Raw genomic sequence first — 18,345 nt, 5'->3', positions numbered from 1 at the left:
ATGGAAACTTTCTTTTATAGCCTATTTTTCTTGATTGGAACTATTTTTGGTTCATTCTTCAATGTTGTTGGTTTACGTGTACCTAAACAGCAATTTTTCAACTCAATCCGTTCCTACTGTCCAAAATGTCAGAAAAAACTTCAATGGTATGAACTGATTCCAATATTCTCTTACTTTTGTCAAATGGGGAAATGTCGTGGTTGCCATCAACCGATCGGAAAGATCTATCCTTTTATTGAAGTGTTAACTGGCTTATCATTCGCTCTAAGTTACTGGCGTTTTAATTTGACACTTGAATTAATCATCGCTTTATTCGTTATTTCCTTAGCTGTCATTATAATTGTAACGGATTATACTTATTTTTTAATTCCAAATAAACTACTTTTATATTTTTCACCCCTATTTATTGTGGGCAGGATTTTTGTTCCACTGACCCCTTGGTGGTCACCGATTTTGGGTGCACTTATAGGTTTTTGCTTATTATTGACGATTATCATTGTTAGTAATGGTGGCATGGGTGCTGGTGATATGAAGTATTTTGCGGTACTAGGAATAGTCTTTGGTTTTCCTCATATTTTAATTGTGTTTTTTTTATCAACTTTGTATGGTGCGATCATAAGCTTTATTTTATTATTGTTTAAGAAAGTGACTAGATATTCAAAACTTCCATTTGGACCCTATATAAGCTTGGCCACTATTACCGTTATGTTGTTTGGTGACCAGATTTTAATTAGTTATTTATCGCTGATTAACTGATTAGGAAATCCTCACAGTAATCTCTGAGTGACCGAGTGATAAGTTAGGGGTAAGCATCAGTAAAAATCTAATTCATTCATCTAATATTGAATGAAAGCTAAGGGTCATTCTTTGGTGAAGATTCACTTAGGCTCATTTCAGAAAAATAATTATAATAAATTGTAAAAAAAACGCAGAATAGAAAGAACGATTTTATAAGTGATCTGACAAAGATCGCCTTTTTTTTGTCCCTTTTCATGATAGGGTAAAACAAGCAGAGTAGATTGGGGTGGAAAAATTGGAATCAAAATATCAAGTAACCTACAAGTTATCAGATGATCGAAAACCATTCACTAATGAAGATACTTTTCAGGAAAGTGCTGCAAGTTTAACGGAAATAGAGCCTTATAAATATGGAAAAAACTCCTCTAAATTTGATCGAGAGCGAAAGAAAAGGTGGTCTAAAATTTTTTTAACAGGACTGTCAGCTATTTTAATAGGGACAGGCTTTGGTTTGCTGCTTCTATTCATTTTCTCTTATGATGAGGATACATCCGTTATGGAGCAAGCTAAATCTCATCCAGTAAAAGAAGAGACACCGTCAGATTTATCAAGCCAAGCAAACCCAGAGGTTGAACTAGGAGATTTATCAGGTTATGTTATTCAGGCCGGTGCTTTTCAATCAATGGAACAAGCTGAATTATCACAAGAAATCTTAACTTCACAAGGATATCCTACAGTTATTTGGTCTACGGATACAGACTATCGGGTTTTTTTAGCAATCTATCAATCAGAAGAAGAAGCTAAACAAATGGGGATTGAACTAGCTGACAAGGGGTTGGATGTTTATGTGCGTGAATGGCAAACTGATACTGGAAAAATAAAGCTAGCTAGTGAAGAAAAAGATTGGTTGATTGAATTTGAGACACTATGGCAGCAATCATTATCAGGCTATTCAACTGAGCTTGACCAAGCATGGCAAAACTGGTTAACAATTGATCAAGAAAAATTATCCGCACCTTCACAACAATTTCGTCAAAGTGTTGATTTACAACTAGAAGAAATGACAAATGATCAGCTTGCTTATGATTTACTTGTTCTATTAAACGATTATCACCAAATGATAATTGGAACAGATTAATAAATAATTGTTTTTTGAATGATAGATTTAGTATCTTTTTGGTTTTAATATTTTTTTCTATCCGTATTTAGCTTCCTTTTTGAAAAATAGCCTAGTTGTTGAATTTCTAAGAATGTTTACAATAGAAATTAACGAAGTAAGAAAGGAGGTTTATCATGCCTAATCTTCATGTGAAGATGAAGGATATCCCGAAGCAGGATCGCCCAAGAGAAAGATTAATTGAATTCGGTGCATCACATTTATCAAATCAAGAGTTAATTGCTATTTTAATTGGGAGTGGAACGAAAAAGGAAAGTGTTCAAGAATTAGCAAAGCGTATTTATTCACATTTTGAAGGGATTGAATTATTACGTGAAGCAACGATCGAAGAGTTAATCACGATAAAAGGCATCGGGAAAGTAAAAGCGGTGAATATATTGGCGGCGATAGAATTAGGTAATCGAATCAATCGATTTAAAGCTCCAGAGCGATATGTAATTCGTTCGCCGCAAGACGGTGCTGATTTTGTAATGGAGGATTTAAGAAATAAGAATCAGGAGAATTTTGTCGTTCTTTTCTTAAATACAAAAAATCAAATCATTCACCGTCAGACAATTTTTATTGGGAGCTTGAACGCCTCAATCGTCCATCCAAGGGAAGTTGTGCGCCCATAAGGGCATTTAGGAAATCTGCTTTAGCAAAGCTGTAGGGGAAATATCACAAACTTTACCCTATCATCAACCAACTTATCCGTAAGGGAAACTAAGCGGGGAGTGTAGCATGTTGGCAAAGCCATAAGTTGTCTAGTTACTAAGACACGACTGAATGGCGAGATGAAATTCATAGACAAGGATGAAAGCTAGATTGCTTGAATGATAGCTTGAGGAGGACTACGGGGGCCTTCAGCGGGAAGTAACGATATACGCTGGATGAAGTATGCATATTTCCTAAAAACTTCGGGAAATATGAAGTGATACTGCTTCGACCATCTTCTATATGGAAGAAAAGAGTGAAAATCACATCCGAAACTATGAAATGCTATGTTTCTAAGTGTCTAAATGGGGATTGCCTAAGTCAGAATGCTGTTAATACAGCTATACATAATGCCTAATAAGGTGACAAATTTCAAGCTGAAAAGCGAGAAAGATGATGTTGAATATCTGATATGGCAACGGAGCTCTCGTAGTAGTCTGAGATAGGGAAAGCCTATTACCTGGCGAAGGAGGGTAGTTTATCTAGTTTAATACAAAATTGGGAAGGAGCGAGAGGCTCTATGAGAAATCCAAAAGTCGTATTAAACAGTCTAACTTCCAAAGCACAAGATGAATCGTATGTATTTAAAAGATTATATCGGAATTTGTATAATACCGAGTTCTATTTAGAGGCTTATGCCAAACTCTTCCCGAATAAAAGAAGTAATACAAAGGGAATTGATAACGACAAAATCGGTGGAATGAGCATAGGAAGGATCGAGTGTCTAATCGAAAAGCTAAAAGAACAGACATATCAGCCTAAACCAGTAGGCAGAATCTATCCTTCGAAGAAAAATGACAAGAGACAGCCCTTGGATATCTCAAACTTTGAGGATAAGTTAGTGCAAGAAGTCCTTCGGCAAATTTTAGAGAGCATTTATGAACCGCAGTTCTCAAATCATTCGCACGGTTTTAGACCAAATCGTAACTGTCACACAGCTTTAAAAGAAATACGCAATACCTTTACAGGTGCGAGATGGTTTATTGAAGGGGAGATAAAAGATTTCTTTGATCATATCGACCATCATATATTAGTTGGACTTTTACGAAAACGTATCAGGGATGAGAAATTAATTAATTTAATTTGGAAATTCCTAAGGGCAGGTTATGTAGAAGAATGGTTTTCCCATAAGACCTACAGCGGGGCACCTCAAGGTGGCATAATCAGTCCGTTACTATCAAATATTTATCTGCACGAATTAGATAAATATGTAGAAAAGTATGCATCGGACTACAGCAAAGGTGAAACGGGAACGCATTACATTGAATATCTAAGCCTGTCATCAAAGATTAATGATTGTAAAAAGAAAAATATATGTGATTGGGAACAGATAACTAAAGAAGAAAAAGCTGAGAGACTTAGTGAATTAAAAGTTTTATATAAGGAGTTACAAAATCATGACAGCAAAGTCCTCTTTGACCCGAACTATCGTCGAATGAAATACGTAAGATATGCCGATAACTTTATTATCGGCGTGATCGGCAGTAAAAAGGAAGCCGAACAAATCAGGAAAAACTTAACGGCTTACCTTGCAAATAGACTAAAATTAGAACTGAGTGCTGAAAAAGCGCTGATAACTCACAGTCAGAAAAACGCAAGATTCTTAGACTATGACATTCGAGTTGTAAGGGACTGGCACAGAATGAAGATGCCTAACGATACAAAAAGGCGAAAGGTCAACTATCAAGTGAAACTATTTGTACCGCACGAGAAATACTTAAAAAAACTTCTCGATTTAGGTGCGTTGAAAATTGGTAGCAATAATGAGTGGAAACCAGTTTATCGACCGTATTTAGTGCATAATGACAACTTGGAAATACTTTGTAAGTATAATGCGGAAATTGAAGGGTTTTATGATTATTATCGCCTAGCAAGTAATGCGCATGTCCTTCAATCTTTTCGACAAACAATGAAGTATAGCTTGATTAAAACCTATGCGAAAAAATACAAAAGCCCTGTCAGTAAAATCATGACAAGATTTAAGATAAACGGGAAATTAGGCATATGTTATATAACGAAGGACGGGCCTCAAATTACTTATTTTATAGAACAACGGATGTAAAAAAACTTGGAAGGCAAAGAAGGATTAGTAGATATAATCTAAAAATACTATCATTTACGGTGGCAGCACAGATCTCATCGACTGTTTTTTTAAAATTGGAAAATGCGAATGATGTGCTGTAGAAATGTTCGAAAAGAAATGCATCACGTCAATAAGCTTAAGAGCTTAAAAGGTAAAAAGTGATGGGATCAAAAAATGATTGCAAGAAATCGCAAAACAATTGCAATGTACGTAAAAGGCCACCTAGATCTATACTAGAGAAAGTTAGATTGATAAATGGAAAGCCGTATACTCTGAGAGGAGTACGTACGGTTTGGAGGGGGGAATTGTGAAACCTGCTTTGGGAACAAAGTAAGGCGCATGGTACCTACCCTACTTCAGGGAAGCTGTCAAACGTTCAGCGGCTTCAATCATTTGTGTGCATAATCATCCTTCTGGCGTGCGCCTATACTGTGATTTATAGAAGTGATCAATTATGATCTAGAACTCCTTATGTCGTTCTATGACCAGCATCTAACTTCTAGCGGAAACGTGATCGAAGGACAATCGCATGATGTGATAAGGTCAAGTGATGTATGGTAAAGGCTAAACTGCTTGAACTCTAGACTAATGTTTTTGGGATGGAATCTATCAATTTTGATAGATGAATAAGATAAGAGCTACACGCCAGGTAGTTTTTATAATAAGGCTTATTCAACAATCCTTAAATAAAGGAAACAGTCGAAATGAGTACCTGTCCATCACATATCTTCTATTAATTGTAAGGTAGGGATTGTCTAAATTGCTTAAAGCAATATGATAACGGAGTCCCCATAGTACTCAACGTTTGCAGTAATTTGTTTAGCAAGGGAAAGGGGGACAGGTTGACAAAAAATAGATTGAGGTGTCATGAATGTGACGAAAAAACCTTTTAATCAAATAAGTATTATGCGTGATCGAATTAAGGCAAATCATCGAATTAAGGATTGCGATAAGATTTTTTATCAAGAAGATTTTTGGGGTAGGGTATATGATAACCGAGTGAATCTGTCGGGACAAGCTAAAAATGATTGTCGGCAATTTAAACAATTGTTTAGGCAACCGATTGATTTTAGGCAATTGCCATCAAGACAAGTTGAGAAGTTAATAGCAGCGACTTCCTTTTTTATTAGAACTATTTTTGTTGACCAAACGATTAATATGTATAAAAAACAAGAGATTTCTACTACTATTTCCCATTTTAAAAAGAATTGGGTCCATGTAAATTGGGTTATAACGATAAAGGAAAAGTCAATCTCTCAAGATTACTTATTTAATCAAATAAAAGGATATATTGATGGTGAAGCCTTTAAACAGTATTTATCTAAAGTATTGGAACAAATTAAAGAAAGGGATGAACCGTATTATCAGCAATTAACAAGCGATGTATCTATTACATTTCGTATTTTACCCCTAATTAAACAGATGGAGAGAGTATGTGATCTGAAGGTGTTTATCGATCAGAATCAGCTTTTTTTAGGAATTCCATCAGTTAAAAAACAAGCCCTGCAACTTTATCAAATATTGAATTCAGCACTTGGTAAAGAATATGAATGTTACCTCACACACTTTTCCTCTCCTTTGTACCTACATGGTTATGATATTAAACGTGATTGGAAGTTGAATCAAATCCGAGCTGAAGTACCTCAGCATATGCTGATCAAGTGTGCGCATATGTTTCAGTATGGAGATTATCATAATCAAGTTCCCAAAATGAGAGGGGCCTTAATACACCTACCTATTAAAGAAATTCACTTGATGTATCAGCAAGAACTCTTTCAGGTCGCTAATCATTATTCTGATGCTACTAACTACAAAACTTTGGGAAAGTTGTTTTACTTTGCTTATCTAAGTTTATTGAAAACAATTTCTCGTAAGTTTAATTGTACAATGGCACAAGCTTCAAAGCAGTTAAAAAAGTCAGATATTGATCGATTTTATTTACCGAAGCAAAAGCTTATTCGATCTCTCTAATCAAAAGATGTCAACTGGCGAGCCGGATACATTGAAAAGTGTACGTCCGGTTCTGAGGGAGGTTAGATAGATATCTGCACCATGATAGCCGACCCTACGATCCAACACCATCTCAAGAAGATATCCACGTAACAAAAAGATTAATAGAGTGCGGAAAAATGATAGGAATTGAGCTTTTGGATCATCTCATTATTGGTGATCACAAATTTGTTTCACTGAAGGAAAAAGGATATGTATGAAACACTATCAATTTTTCACCGATTCTCGTATAATTAAATAAGCGAGTAATTTTTAAGTAGCGCCTTACGCTAAGATTATTTCTTGCGTAAGGTGTTTCTAATTATGTTAAACTAAGATGGATAGAAATCAGAATGATCATTTCTTTCTTTACTCACTGGATTCTACCCTTATCTACAGCATATAGTCTTACCCTTTTTTTGAATCGTTGGAAGGGGTTCTTCCGGTAAGTTGGTAAAGGATAAACGATCAATATAATAATGACGGAGATATTTTTGAATATATATTTAAAATGGTTTACAATTAAAGGATAGCAAGGATAACTCGTTAAATTCCCTTATTGTTAGAGAGGACGATCAAGATGGCGAAGTTTAATTTTGGACAAGATTTAGGAATTGATTTAGGTACTGCAAATACATTAGTGTATTTAAATGGTAAAGGGGTTATTGTTCGAGAACCTACAGTGGTAGCTATGAATAACTCTACAGGAGAAATTGAGGCAGTAGGAAGTAATGCTCGAAATATGATTGGTCGAACACCTGGGAACATTTCAGTTATTCGCCCAATGCAAGGTGGGGTAATTGCAGATTATGATATAACAGCAATTATGATGAAGTATTATATTCGTTTGGCCCAAAAGAGCCGTTCTTCTTTTGCGCGTAAGCCTAATGTGATGGTTTGTGTTCCATCAGGCATTACAATGGTGGAAGAACGTGCTGTTATTGATGCAACTAAGCAAGCGGGTGCTAAGGATGCTTTCCCAATAGCCGAGCCGTTTGCAACAGCTATTGGCGCAGGTTTGCCTGTTTGGGATCCAACAGGTAGCTTAATTGTTGATATTGGTGGTGGAACAACAGAAGTAGCTGTTATTTCATTAGGAGGTATTGTGACTAGTGTATCTGTAAGAACAGCTGGTGATGATATGGACCAGGCGATCACACAATATATTCGGAAGAAATATAGTTTGATGATTGGAGAAAGAACAGCAGAATCAATTAAGATGGATATTGGTTCAGCCAATGTACAGGTTGATAATCCGGAAATGGATGTAAGAGGTCGAGATTTATTGACAGGATTGCCTAAAACAATTACTATAACGGCAAACGAAATTACTAGTGCATTAACGGATACGATATCTGCAATTGTCGATTCAATAAAAGATACATTGGAAAAAACACCACCTGAACTTGCAGCTGATGTAATGGAGCGGGGAATTGTTTTGTCTGGAGGTGGCGCTTTGCTTCATGGCCTAGATGAGGTCATTTCTGAAAAGACACATATGCCTGTTTTTATTGCCGATCAACCACTTGATAATGTTGCAATCGGGACTGGAAAAGCCCTTGAATATCTTGACCACTTCAGGTCTTATCCTAATATTTCATCACGTTCTAGTTTAGATTAAATGGAGGATTAGCGATGTCTTTTTTTCGAAGAAAGCGTCTATTTACGATTTTATTAGCGCTAATTGTTTTGGTCGGTTTAATTGGGTTTTCATTAACAGATCGTGAGCAACGTTCGACAATAGAAGAGTTTTTTCAAGACACCTTTGGCTGGATGCAACAAATTGTTCTAACACCTGTTAATTATGTGTCGAGTTTTTTTTCAAATATAGATAGTATGATAGATATGTATGACGAGAATCAAGTTTTAAAAGAAAACTTAGGACAATATCAGAAAATATTGTATGAAGTTCAAGAACTCCGCAAAGAAAACCAAGAGTTAATGAATCTGCTTGATAAAACAGAAAGTATTCGCGATTATACGCCAATTCAAGCAACTGTGATTGCTCGAAGTCCTGAGCAATGGTTCAAACAAGTAACAATTGATAAAGGGAAACAAGATGGAGTTGAAAAGGATATGGCAGTTATTACTGCTGAAGGCATGATTGGGAAGATTCAATCAGCATCTCAATTCACTTCCACAGTTCTTTTATTAAATGGATTCGACCGTTCCAACCGAATTGCCGTCAATGTAAATCTATCTGAAGATGATGAAGATGCGCGTGGATTTATTTTAGGATATAACGAAGAGCATGATAAATTGTTGTTAGAGTTTACTGAGTATTATGAGGAAATTCCTGAAGGCGCCCCTGTTTTTTCATCTGGATTAGGTGGTGTCTTCCCCCATGGTTTAGAAATTGGCGTTATTGAGGAACTAACAACTGATCAATATGGTTTAACTCAGATTGCTTATGTAGAACCGTCAGCTAATGTGAATGATTTAAGACATGTTATTGTAATTGATCGTGATTTGGAAACAAGTACTAGCGCTGATGTAAGTGAGGAGGAAGACTGATGTCTAGAGTATACCTCCCACTTATTCTCACCTTGTTAATTGTCTTACAAGGTGCAGCAGTTCAACTTGTCCCAACCAGTATATCAGAAGCGGGATGGATTGTTGTTATTCATTCTGTTCTTCTATTTTTAATATTACTTAAGTTATTTTATGATTTAGAGAATACCTACTATGTTTTGATATTTGCGATTCTATCAGGATTAATCATTGATATCATTTATACCGATATTATAGGTGTTTATATGTTTAGCTATTCGATATTAGTTTTCTTTGTTCATGGTATGCGAAAAGTTCTACATGCGAATTTTTATGTCGCTACTATGTTAACATTCGTGAGCATTGGGGTTGTTGATTTTTTACTCTATTTGATTTATCAATTTATTGGTGTCGTTCGAATGGATTTAACAGTATATTTATCTCATCGACTTATGCCGACATTGATTGTAAACATGATTCTATTTTTTCTGTTTTACTTACTTTTAAAGAAGAGATTGGTAAAATGGTCTAACGAACGGTTTGATCATAAGCAATCGGCACATTAGTTATTTACAACAAACTTTAGCAATAGGAGGTGTGCCCTTGATTGGAAAAAATCAATACGTCACAATTAAAGGAACACGTGATGGGCTGACGCTTTATCTAGATGATTCATGCTCTTTTGATACTTTATTGAAAGAGCTAGACAAGGCACTTTCATACGATGAACTTGATGTTGTAGAATCTCTAGTTAGAATAAATGTTCAATTAGGTAATCGCCTTTTACATAGTGATCAAGAGGATCAATTGCGTCAATTGATCAGACAAAAGAATAAGTTAGTCATTCAGGATATTGAATCCAATGTTATTTTAAAAGAAGATGCCCTCAGATGGAAAGAGGAAAGTGAGATTCAAGTTCTAACGAAAACGGTTCGTTCTGGTCAAGTTATTGAAGTGACTGGTGATCTATTGTTAATTGGAGATGTAAATCCAGGTGGAACAGTAAAAGCTACAGGGAATATTTTTATAATGGGAAGTTTACAAGGTATTGCCCATGCAGGTATGAAGGGGAATGTATCTGCAGTGATTATGGCATCATATATGAATCCCGTTCAACTACGTATTTCTGATCTTTATAGTCGCTCTCCTGACTACGAAACAGAGGGTGTTTATATGGAATGCGGTTATATAGACGACTCAAATAAAATTATCATCGATCGATTGCAAGTTGTTGCCAAAAAAAGACCGGAATTAAATGGTTTTGAAAGGAGTGTTTTAAATGGCTGAGGCAATAGTGATTACTTCAGGAAAAGGTGGCGTTGGTAAGACAACAACGACTGCTAATTTAGGAACTGCATTAGCATTAATGGGAAAGAAAGTCTGTTTAATGGATACTGATATTGGACTCCGTAATCTTGATGTTGTGATGGGATTAGAAAACCGAATTATTTATGATATTATTGATGTTTCCTTAAAAAAATGTAAGCTTAAGCAAGCTTTAATTAAAGATAAACGTTTTGATTATTTATATTTGCTACCAGCAGCGCAAACAAGTGATAAAAATGATTTAACTCCAGAAGCTATGATTGAAATGATTTCAGAGCTAAAAAAGGAATTCGATTATATTATTATTGATTGTCCTGCTGGAATTGAACAAGGTTATAAAAATGCGGTTGCAGGAGCTGATCATGCGATTGTTATTACAACACCTGAAAAGTCAAGTGTACGTGATGCTGATCGAATTATTGGGTTACTAGAACAAGAAGAAATCGAGCCACCTAAGTTAGTCGTTAATCGAATTCGAAATCATATGATGAAAACAGGTGACATGATGACGATTGACGAAATAGTTCAAGTCTTAGCAATCGATTTGTTAGGTATTGTTGCTGATGATGACGAGGTGATTAAAGCTTCTAATCATGGTGAACCTATTGCTTTTCAACCAAAGACAAAAGCATCGATTTCTTATCGCAATATCGCACGTAGGATTTTAGGAGAATCAGTTCCGTTACAATCATTCTCTGAAGAAAAAGGGATGTTCACTAAAGTAAAGAAATTCTTAGGTTTACGTGATTAATATTTGAATAGAAGATTTAGCTGCTAAATGAAAATGATAATGAAGTGGTGGAGAACAATACTATTTTAACCATACTATCCGAACTGATTTTTTGGGGAAATCGTTCGGGTTTTTTATTCTTCTAGGCAATTATTGATAGTCGTATTTCTATATCACAGTGCAACTGCCGGTAAGAGCCTGATTGCTTCAAGGCCCTTTAGGTCATACCTTTGTAGTAGTAACAAATGTTTCCGCTGGGACGAGTAACCGCAAATATTTCCGCTGGGACGAGTAACCGCAGTCCCAGTCCCATTCAATGGTGGATAGGGGAGGGTAGACTAAACTTAACTTAACACGTCCTATGGTCTGTATGAACTAAGTCTTGTAGGTCGGAAGCCCGCTGATTGAAGTTTCACTTTATCACTTGATCGATTCATAATTTTCATATGGATGAATAAACTTGTACAAATGCATATTGAAGGTTGTGAGTAGTGATGAGGCGAGATTTAAATGAAGTTCGGAAATCATTAGCTAAACGAAAAGCAATTAAGTTAAAAGCACTTGAGCGTTCGTCTAAAAAGCAATCGATTAAACCAATAGCAGCTAAACAAGTTAAACAAAAACAGAACGATACAGAACAACAGACCCCCTATTTTGTGAAGCAAATAATCATGGCTGGTTTTTTATTTTTACTTTCCGTGGTAATACTCCAGTTCATACCAACATCAAGTCAAACAAGGCAGTGGTTAGCGAGCCAATTGAATGATGAATTTCCATTTGCTACAGTCAATGTGTGGTACCAGAAACAGTTTGGAATACCCTTAGGCTTTTTTGTTGATCAATCCGCTGTACCAGTGACTAATCAGCAAGTATTACCTGTAAATGGCGTGATTAATGAATCATTTGATACGAATGGACAAGGTGTAATCTTTAAAACGATAGACCAGCAGGATGTATTTTCAATTGACCAGGGTACTGTTTTATTTGCGGGTAATGATCGGGAAACAGGGAAGACTGTAGTTATCCAGCACCCTAATCAAACTAAATCGACTTATGGTTTTTTAACTGAGATCAATGTAAGACCCTATCAATTTGTCCAAGCAAGCCAGCAAATTGGAACATCATCAAATTCAAAGACTGAAGGATCTAATCTGTATTTCTCAATCCAAAAAGGTAATCAATTTTTAGATCCATTTGAGGTTATTACGGTTAATGATCCTAAATAAGAACCATTTTATTTACTTACATCCATCCATTTGGTTTATTTTTATTCTCTCGATCATGACAGGGATGTTCTTTGAAATTACAATTATTTTTTTGATTGTTAGCTGGCATGAATTTGGTCACTACCTTATGGCAAAGCATTTTAAGTGGGATATTCGCAGGATTACACTATGGATTTTTGGTGGCGTAATGGAAACAGAAGAGCATTTGAATAAGCCCATGAAAGAACAACTATTTGTTACGGTTTCAGGTCCATTGCAACATCTATTTATCTTCATTATATTACTCCTGATTCAAACATTTGATAGCGTAGATCCCGACTTAATTAACTTTGCTTTCCGGTATAATAGTTTAATTTTGTGTTTTAATTTAATTCCCGTTTGGCCACTCGATGGTGGTAAGTTATTAAATATTAGTTTGAATTATTTTTTTCCTTTTAAAAAAGCTTACCAAGAAACCATTATAATTTCGTTATCCTGTTTGACCCTTCTTTTTATGGTAATGATACATTTTGATCAAGCAATCATAAACTTATTTGTTCTGTTTACTTTTCTTATTTGGGAAAATCTATTAGAATGGAAACGACGATTATATGTTTATCAACGTTTTTTATTAACTAGAATGAATCAAAAAAAGCGTTCTGACCACTTGATGCCATTGACATTTACAAGTCAAACCCTTCTAAAAGATGTCTTCACACAATTATACTTGAATCGTTATCATCCAATTTTAATACGTGATCGGCAGATGGTAACAAGTGAATCGGATTGTCTTTCCTACTATTTTAAAAAAGGACAACATCATGCTCGTTTAGACGATTTGATTGAGCATGGAACGAAATGAGGTTTATTATGCTTGATTTAATCATATCAACAAAAGCAACCGAGAAACTTGGGATGGCTGTAAAAGATAATCAACTCATTGAACTAGCGGTTGACCGACCCGATGCACCGCAACTTGTCGGTTCAATTTTCCTTGGTAAAATTATCAATGTTGATCAAGGTTTACAGGCAGCCTTTGTAGACATCGGTTTATCACAATTAGCTTATTTGGAAAAAGGCCAAATCCCTGATTCAAGAAAAGATGGGAAAAAGTCAATAGAGTCTTGGCTATATGAAGGTCAAACTGTTATTGTCCAAGTCATAAAAGATGCCTACCAGGATAAAGGGGCAAGATTAACGATGAATATAGCCATTGCTAATCAAGTGCTCGTTTATCTCCCTTTCGGTAATTATTTAGCTGCATCTAAAAAGTTAACACATGAAGAAGAAAAAACGTTAAAGTCTGAATTAGGACACGTTTGTCAGGGTGAAGAAGGTTTAATTATTCGGACCCAAGCGAAGCAGTTTTCTGTTGATGCTCTTATTCATCAAGTGGAACAATTGCGAGCGATTTGGCGTGAACTCTTGCTAGATGGAAAGAAAATGCAACCACCTAAGATTCTCCGGCTTGACCATACAGTGACTGATCGCTTTATTCGGCGTTTCCCATTTTGTGATATTAATCATATTGTCTGTGACCAAGTTTCAACGGTAAAACAAATTAAAAAGCGTTATCCAGAACTTGAAACAAAGGTAAAATGGAATCAACAATTAGCTAAGGACATGCCTATTCCTATTGAAGAATCTATTCAACAACTTTTGAATCCGGTTGTTCATTGTGAACACGGTGTCACAATTGTGATAGATCAAACAGAAGCACTAACTGTGATTGATGTGAATTCGTCGGGCTTCACTGGTAAAACAAATCAACAAAACTTTGCTTATAAAGTAAATTGCATTGCAGTTGATGAAATCGCAAAGCAAATTCGCCTACGAAATCTCTCTGGTATGATTGTGATTGACTTTATAAGAATGAAAAATAAAAATCACAAAGCTAAAATAAATGAAAGATTATCAAGAGCATGTCAAATGGATCCAACCCGGGTTGAAATTTACGGTTTTACTCGTTTGGGCTTATTTGAAATAACTCGAAAGCGTGAAACCCCTATACATCACATGGTCTTTGCTAATCCTCGAGCTAAGGAAATCACCTTTTCACAAGTTAGTAAGGTCTATGCTCTAGAACGTGAACTTTTAGCTAGTCAAGATCAAGCTGTTATTGTCGAAGTTACAAGAGGTTTTCATCAAGAGTGGGATCAGTGGATAGATCGGGAGTGTTTTTTAAATAACAGTAGAGTGGAAGTGTATTTTATCGAAACAAAAGGTGTAAGAGATTACCAAATTAGACGTTCTGGTACCGAACAATTAATTGCTGAATACCTAGAAGAAAATAAACAACTTAGCATTGACAAGATTAATTAGTTCATGGTATTATCTTAATGTTATGCAAGTCAGGTAGCACCCGTTGCTACAACCGCACTGATCAGGTTTTTAATAAAGTGATGTCTATTCACACCTGTAAAGGCGAGTCTGAGTTATTTTAAGGAGGTGCAAATAGGATGTACGCAATTATTGAAACTGGTGGTAAACAAATTAAAGTTGAAGAAGGTCAATCAATCTATATAGAGAAATTGGCTGCTGAAGCCGGAGATTCTGTTACTTTCGACAAGGTTCTTTTTGTAAGTGGCGATGACGTAAAAGTTGGCGCTCCATTTGTAGAAGGTGCTTCTGTTTCAGCGAAAGTCGACAAACAAGGTCGTCAGAAAAAAATCACAGTTTATAAATTCAAACGTAGAAAAAATTATCACCGTAAACAAGGTCATCGTCAACCTTATACAAAAGTTACGATTGAAAAAATTAATGCTTAAGGTTAGGTAAAGATGATAAAGGTGAGTATCTATCGAAATAAATCCGGATATATTACGGCTTTTGAACTGAGTGGACATGCTGACAGTGGGCCACATGGACATGACTTAGTCTGTGCAGCTGTTTCAGCAGTTGCGTTTGGAATGACAAATGCAGTGATGAAGCTAAGTGGAATCGAGCCAATCATTGATCAAGGCGGTCAAGGTGGTTATTTAAAAGTTGTTCTTCCTAGCGAAGTAGAAGATGAGCCATTTAAAAAAGCAACCCTACTACTTGAAGGAATGTTAATCAGCTTGATAACGATTGAACGTGATTATGGTCAATATATATCCATCTCTGAAAAATAGGGAGGTGCAAATCAATGTTACGTTTAGATTTACAATTCTTCGCATCTAAAAAAGGTGTGGGTAGTTCAAGAAATGGTCGTGACTCTAAAGCAAAACGTCTTGGCACAAAGCGTGCGGATGGACAAATGGTAACAGGTGGATCTATTCTTTATCGCCAACGTGGAACAAAAGTATATCCAGGTGTCAATGTTGGCCGTGGTGGGGATGATACATTGTATGCAAAGACTGACGGTATCGTACGTTTTGAACGAGTTGGTCGTGATCGTAAGCGTGTAAGTGTGTACCCAGTTGCGCAAGAAGCTTAATTGATCAGAATAAATGAAAGCTTATCTTGAAAGATGATTCTTTTTAAGATAAGCTTTTTTGTTTGGTGAAATTGATTAGATAATATATGAAGTTTCATTCAAATGTAGAATGGTAATTTGAATTGGCTTTTACGAAAGGGAAAATATTTGCTATAATTTCCTTATTATTAAATAGGTGGTGCAAAGATGACTGAACAAGAAGCAATTGATCTATTGAGGCATTATCGGCATGCATTTTCAAACCATATCCAATTAATGATAAGTTATGCACAAATGGGAAAGCTAGATCATGTTCAAGAAAAAGGGGCGGAATTGATCGATCAAATGACCCGTGACCAACAGTTTCAAAGTATGCCTTTACCAAGAACAATCGTATCCTTGTTACAATTAAATCATGCGAATTCTGGAATGCAATGGGCTCCAATCGTTCACCTAGATGCCAAACCGAAAGTAGACGACCAGGTCCTTTCTAGCTTGATTCAATCTATTCATCAACTCATTATTGAACAATCAATGAATTTATTACTTTATCATGGTACAATAAAATTTCATCAACCAATAGATCAGCCATTTCAACTTAAAATCATATGTCATGGAACATTTAATGAAATTGATCAATTTAAATTTGCTTTATTAAAACTAGATAATAAAATTCAAATAGAGAGCGCAACAAAAGAGGGTGTAGTTTTTAATTGGACTGCACAAGATTAAAGGGGTGACAACATGTTTGTTGATCAGGTAAAAGTTTATGTTAAAGCGGGAGATGGCGGAAATGGGTTAGTGTCTTTTCGTAGGGAAAAATATATTCCGTTTGGTGGTCCATCAGGTGGTGATGGTGGTGACGGTGCAGATATCGTTTTTGAAGTCGATGAAGGTTTGAATACTTTAATGGATTTTCGTTATCAACGTCATTTTAAAGCGAAGCGTGGGGAAAATGGAATGAGCAAAGGCCAGCATGGTAAAAATGCTCATCCAATGGTTCTATCTGTTCCGCCTGGGACAATTGTTAAGGATGCTCTGACAGGTGAATTTTTGGCAGATCTAACTGAGCATGGTCAACGTGCATTAATAGCAAAAGGTGGCCGTGGTGGAAGAGGAAATATCCGATTTGCAAGTCCAAAGAATCCCGCTCCTGAGATAGCTGAGAAAGGAGAACCAGGTACAGAACGTGATATTATTATCGAATTAAAATTAATTGCTGATGTCGGACTTGTTGGTTTTCCTAGTGTAGGTAAATCAACGCTATTATCAGTTGTTAGTGCAGCTCGACCTAAAATAGCCGATTACCACTTTACAACACTTGCCCCAAATCTAGGTGTTGTTGAAACAGGAGATAATCGAAGTTTTGTAATGGCTGATTTACCTGGTTTAATCGAAGGCGCGCATACAGGCATTGGATTAGGCCATCAATTTTTACGTCATGTGGAAAGAACACGTATTATTATACATGTTATTGATATGGCAGCTACAGAAGGACGGGACCCATATCAAGACTATTTAGCAATCAATGAGGAATTACAAGCTTATGATCCAACCATTTTAGAACGACCACAAATTATAGTTGCTAATAAAATGGATATGCCAGATGCAGAAGATCAGCTTGTCGCCTTTAAGGAGCAGTTAAAAGAACCCCATCCTATTTTCCCGATTTCCGCCTTAACAAAAGAAGGATTAGCTAACTTGCTCTTTTTTATTGCCGACCAATTAGAGAAAATACCAAAAAACACAAAACCTATTGAAGAAAAATCAGAACATATTATTTACAAACATCAAGAAGAACAAGCACCGTTTCAAATTACACGGGACCCGGATGGTGCCTTTGTCTTATATGGTGATAAACTGGAGAAACTCTTTAAAATGACTGATTTAACTCGTGAAGAATCGATCCAACGATTTTCACGTCAGATGCGAACGATGGGTGTTGACCAAGCGCTTCGTGAGAGGGGCGCCAAGGATGGCGATACTGTCCGACTATTAAAGTATGAATTTGAATTTGTTGAATAAGGTACAATAAGATAATTCTCACGGTATGGGGGAATGTAACGGTGAAAAGAGAGGATAAAACATTTTATTTAGTGCGTGGTGATTTTCTTCCAGAAGCAATGCGGAAGACGCTTGATGTGAAGGAACAGTTAGAACGTGGCAAAGCAAATTCAGTTTATGAAGCAGTTAAAAACGTTAATCTTTCACGAAGTGCTTTCTATAAGTACCGTGACGCAATTTTTCCATTGCAATCGATCCAGCATACGCAAATTATTACGCTATTTTTCCATTTAGAAGATCAATCAGGGACATTATCATATTTATTAAATACAGTAGCCAAAGCTGGTGGAAATATTTTAACGATTCATCAAACGATACCCATTCACGGTAAAGCAAATGTGACATTATCTTTGGATGTTGAGCACTTAAAAATTGATTTGGATGAATTAATTATGCAATTAAAAAACCAAAAGCACATTGAACGGGTCGATATATTAAGTTCAGGAATGTAAA

18 protein-coding genes, 4 pseudogenes and 1 other annotated feature are annotated in these 18,345 nt (G+C 36.0%); all 22 genes and pseudogenes read left to right on the top strand.

The genetic code is table 11. The annotated features are described in order from the left end of the window. The 22 genes and pseudogenes from KQI76_RS00320 to KQI76_RS00220 all read left to right on the top strand — a co-directional run bounded on the left by KQI76_RS00320 (position 1) and on the right by KQI76_RS00220 (position 18,344). Positions 1-756, top strand: a complete 756-nt coding sequence (locus KQI76_RS00320) for a prepilin peptidase (protein ID WP_216398308.1) — start codon at positions 1-3, stop codon at positions 754-756. A gap of 277 nt (positions 757-1,033) precedes the next feature. Continuing rightward, entirely contained in the window at positions 1,034-1,876 is an 843-nt protein-coding gene (locus KQI76_RS00315) for an SPOR domain-containing protein (protein WP_216398307.1), read from the top strand. A gap of 155 nt (positions 1,877-2,031) precedes the next feature. Continuing rightward, positions 2,032-2,523 (top strand): annotated as a pseudogene (gene radC, locus KQI76_RS00310) (RadC family protein); the annotation flags it as partial. 605 nt (positions 2,524-3,128) lie between these two features. Next, positions 3,129-4,670, top strand: coding sequence for a reverse transcriptase/maturase family protein (locus KQI76_RS00305; protein ID WP_253288731.1), 1,542 nt, complete (start codon positions 3,129-3,131; stop codon positions 4,668-4,670). Positions 4,671-4,772: 102 nt separating this feature from the next. After that, positions 4,773-4,928: pseudogene (locus KQI76_RS11975) on the top strand (HNH endonuclease). Between the two features lie 118 nt (positions 4,929-5,046). Then, positions 5,047-5,133 (top strand): annotated as a pseudogene (locus KQI76_RS00300) (JAB domain-containing protein); the annotation flags it as partial. A 431-nt stretch (positions 5,134-5,564) separates the two neighbouring features. Then, entirely contained in the window at positions 5,565-6,662 is a 1,098-nt protein-coding gene (locus tag KQI76_RS11970) for a group II intron reverse transcriptase/maturase (protein ID WP_216398305.1), read from the top strand. Positions 6,663-6,757: 95 nt separating this feature from the next. Then, positions 6,758-6,901, top strand: a pseudogene (locus tag KQI76_RS00290) (JAB domain-containing protein); the annotation flags it as partial. 359 nt (positions 6,902-7,260) lie between these two features. Next, positions 7,261-8,301, top strand: coding sequence for a rod shape-determining protein (locus tag KQI76_RS00285; protein ID WP_216398304.1), 1,041 nt, complete (start codon positions 7,261-7,263; stop codon positions 8,299-8,301). A gap of 14 nt (positions 8,302-8,315) precedes the next feature. Continuing rightward, the gene (gene mreC / locus KQI76_RS00280; protein ID WP_216398303.1) at positions 8,316-9,194 is read left to right on the top strand and encodes a rod shape-determining protein MreC; all 879 of its coding nucleotides are present in this window, start codon (positions 8,316-8,318) and stop codon (positions 9,192-9,194) included. After that, positions 9,194-9,736 carry a rod shape-determining protein MreD gene (mreD, locus tag KQI76_RS00275; RefSeq protein ID WP_216398302.1) on the top strand — a complete coding sequence of 181 codons (543 nt, stop codon included), beginning with the start codon at positions 9,194-9,196 and terminating at the stop codon, positions 9,734-9,736. The genes mreC and mreD overlap by 1 nt, the downstream gene beginning before the upstream one ends. A gap of 37 nt (positions 9,737-9,773) precedes the next feature. After that, a complete protein-coding gene (gene minC / locus KQI76_RS00270; protein WP_216398301.1) occupies positions 9,774-10,457 on the top strand; it encodes a septum site-determining protein MinC in 684 nt (227 codons plus the stop codon). Next, positions 10,450-11,247: a septum site-determining protein MinD gene (gene minD / locus KQI76_RS00265; RefSeq protein WP_216398300.1), complete on the top strand. Its 798-nt coding sequence runs from the start codon at positions 10,450-10,452 to the stop codon at positions 11,245-11,247. Before minC ends, minD begins: the two co-directional genes overlap by 8 nt. Before the next feature lie 473 nt (positions 11,248-11,720). Continuing rightward, positions 11,721-12,452 (top strand): M23 family metallopeptidase, encoded by a 732-nt coding sequence (locus KQI76_RS00260; RefSeq protein ID WP_216398299.1) that lies wholly within the window; start codon positions 11,721-11,723, stop codon positions 12,450-12,452. After that, positions 12,439-13,293 (top strand): site-2 protease family protein, encoded by an 855-nt coding sequence (locus KQI76_RS00255; protein WP_216398298.1) that lies wholly within the window; start codon positions 12,439-12,441, stop codon positions 13,291-13,293. Before KQI76_RS00260 ends, KQI76_RS00255 begins: the two co-directional genes overlap by 14 nt. Before the next feature lie 8 nt (positions 13,294-13,301). Then, positions 13,302-14,753 carry a ribonuclease E/G gene (locus tag KQI76_RS00250; protein ID WP_216398297.1) on the top strand — a complete coding sequence of 484 codons (1,452 nt, stop codon included), beginning with the start codon at positions 13,302-13,304 and terminating at the stop codon, positions 14,751-14,753. A gap of 40 nt (positions 14,754-14,793) precedes the next feature. Next, positions 14,794-14,873 (top strand) — a sequence feature (ribosomal protein L21 leader region). Positions 14,874-14,890: 17 nt separating this feature from the next. Next, positions 14,891-15,199, top strand: a complete 309-nt coding sequence (rplU, locus tag KQI76_RS00245; RefSeq protein WP_216398296.1) for a 50S ribosomal protein L21 — start codon at positions 14,891-14,893, stop codon at positions 15,197-15,199. A gap of 12 nt (positions 15,200-15,211) precedes the next feature. Further along, positions 15,212-15,544, top strand: a complete 333-nt coding sequence (locus tag KQI76_RS00240) for a ribosomal-processing cysteine protease Prp (RefSeq protein ID WP_216398295.1) — start codon at positions 15,212-15,214, stop codon at positions 15,542-15,544. Positions 15,545-15,558: 14 nt separating this feature from the next. Continuing rightward, positions 15,559-15,849 (top strand): 50S ribosomal protein L27, encoded by a 291-nt coding sequence (rpmA, locus tag KQI76_RS00235; RefSeq protein ID WP_216398294.1) that lies wholly within the window; start codon positions 15,559-15,561, stop codon positions 15,847-15,849. 186 nt (positions 15,850-16,035) lie between these two features. Continuing rightward, positions 16,036-16,560, top strand: coding sequence for a Spo0B domain-containing protein (locus tag KQI76_RS00230; protein ID WP_216398293.1), 525 nt, complete (start codon positions 16,036-16,038; stop codon positions 16,558-16,560). A 12-nt stretch (positions 16,561-16,572) separates the two neighbouring features. Continuing rightward, positions 16,573-17,853 (top strand): GTPase ObgE, encoded by a 1,281-nt coding sequence (gene obgE, locus KQI76_RS00225; RefSeq protein ID WP_216398292.1) that lies wholly within the window; start codon positions 16,573-16,575, stop codon positions 17,851-17,853. Positions 17,854-17,894: 41 nt separating this feature from the next. Next, positions 17,895-18,344: an ACT domain-containing protein gene (locus KQI76_RS00220; protein ID WP_216398291.1), complete on the top strand. Its 450-nt coding sequence runs from the start codon at positions 17,895-17,897 to the stop codon at positions 18,342-18,344. Position 18,345: the final 1 nt, after the last annotated feature.

The organism is Amphibacillus sp. MSJ-3, from assembly GCF_018919165.1.
Classification (GTDB): domain Bacteria; phylum Bacillota; class Bacilli; order Bacillales; family Amphibacillaceae; genus Amphibacillus.
The sequence above is the reverse complement of the archived record's forward strand: the minus strand, read 5'-3'. Positions and strand labels throughout refer to the sequence as shown.

Coding starts and splice junctions, on each gene's coding strand:
- KQI76_RS00320 (WP_216398308.1), top strand. CDS start 1: ATGGAAACTTTCTTTTATAGCCTATTTTTCTTGATTGGAACTATTTTT.
- KQI76_RS00305 (WP_253288731.1), top strand. CDS start 3,129: ATGAGAAATCCAAAAGTCGTATTAAACAGTCTAACTTCCAAAGCACAA.
- KQI76_RS00285 (WP_216398304.1), top strand. CDS start 7,261: ATGGCGAAGTTTAATTTTGGACAAGATTTAGGAATTGATTTAGGTACT.
- mreC (WP_216398303.1), top strand. CDS start 8,316: ATGTCTTTTTTTCGAAGAAAGCGTCTATTTACGATTTTATTAGCGCTA.
- mreD (WP_216398302.1), top strand. CDS start 9,194: ATGTCTAGAGTATACCTCCCACTTATTCTCACCTTGTTAATTGTCTTA.
- minD (WP_216398300.1), top strand. CDS start 10,450: ATGGCTGAGGCAATAGTGATTACTTCAGGAAAAGGTGGCGTTGGTAAG.
- KQI76_RS00260 (WP_216398299.1), top strand. CDS start 11,721: ATGAGGCGAGATTTAAATGAAGTTCGGAAATCATTAGCTAAACGAAAA.
- KQI76_RS00255 (WP_216398298.1), top strand. CDS start 12,439: ATGATCCTAAATAAGAACCATTTTATTTACTTACATCCATCCATTTGG.
- KQI76_RS00250 (WP_216398297.1), top strand. CDS start 13,302: ATGCTTGATTTAATCATATCAACAAAAGCAACCGAGAAACTTGGGATG.
- rplU (WP_216398296.1), top strand. CDS start 14,891: ATGTACGCAATTATTGAAACTGGTGGTAAACAAATTAAAGTTGAAGAA.
- KQI76_RS00240 (WP_216398295.1), top strand. CDS start 15,212: ATGATAAAGGTGAGTATCTATCGAAATAAATCCGGATATATTACGGCT.
- rpmA (WP_216398294.1), top strand. CDS start 15,559: ATGTTACGTTTAGATTTACAATTCTTCGCATCTAAAAAAGGTGTGGGT.
- KQI76_RS00230 (WP_216398293.1), top strand. CDS start 16,036: ATGACTGAACAAGAAGCAATTGATCTATTGAGGCATTATCGGCATGCA.
- obgE (WP_216398292.1), top strand. CDS start 16,573: ATGTTTGTTGATCAGGTAAAAGTTTATGTTAAAGCGGGAGATGGCGGA.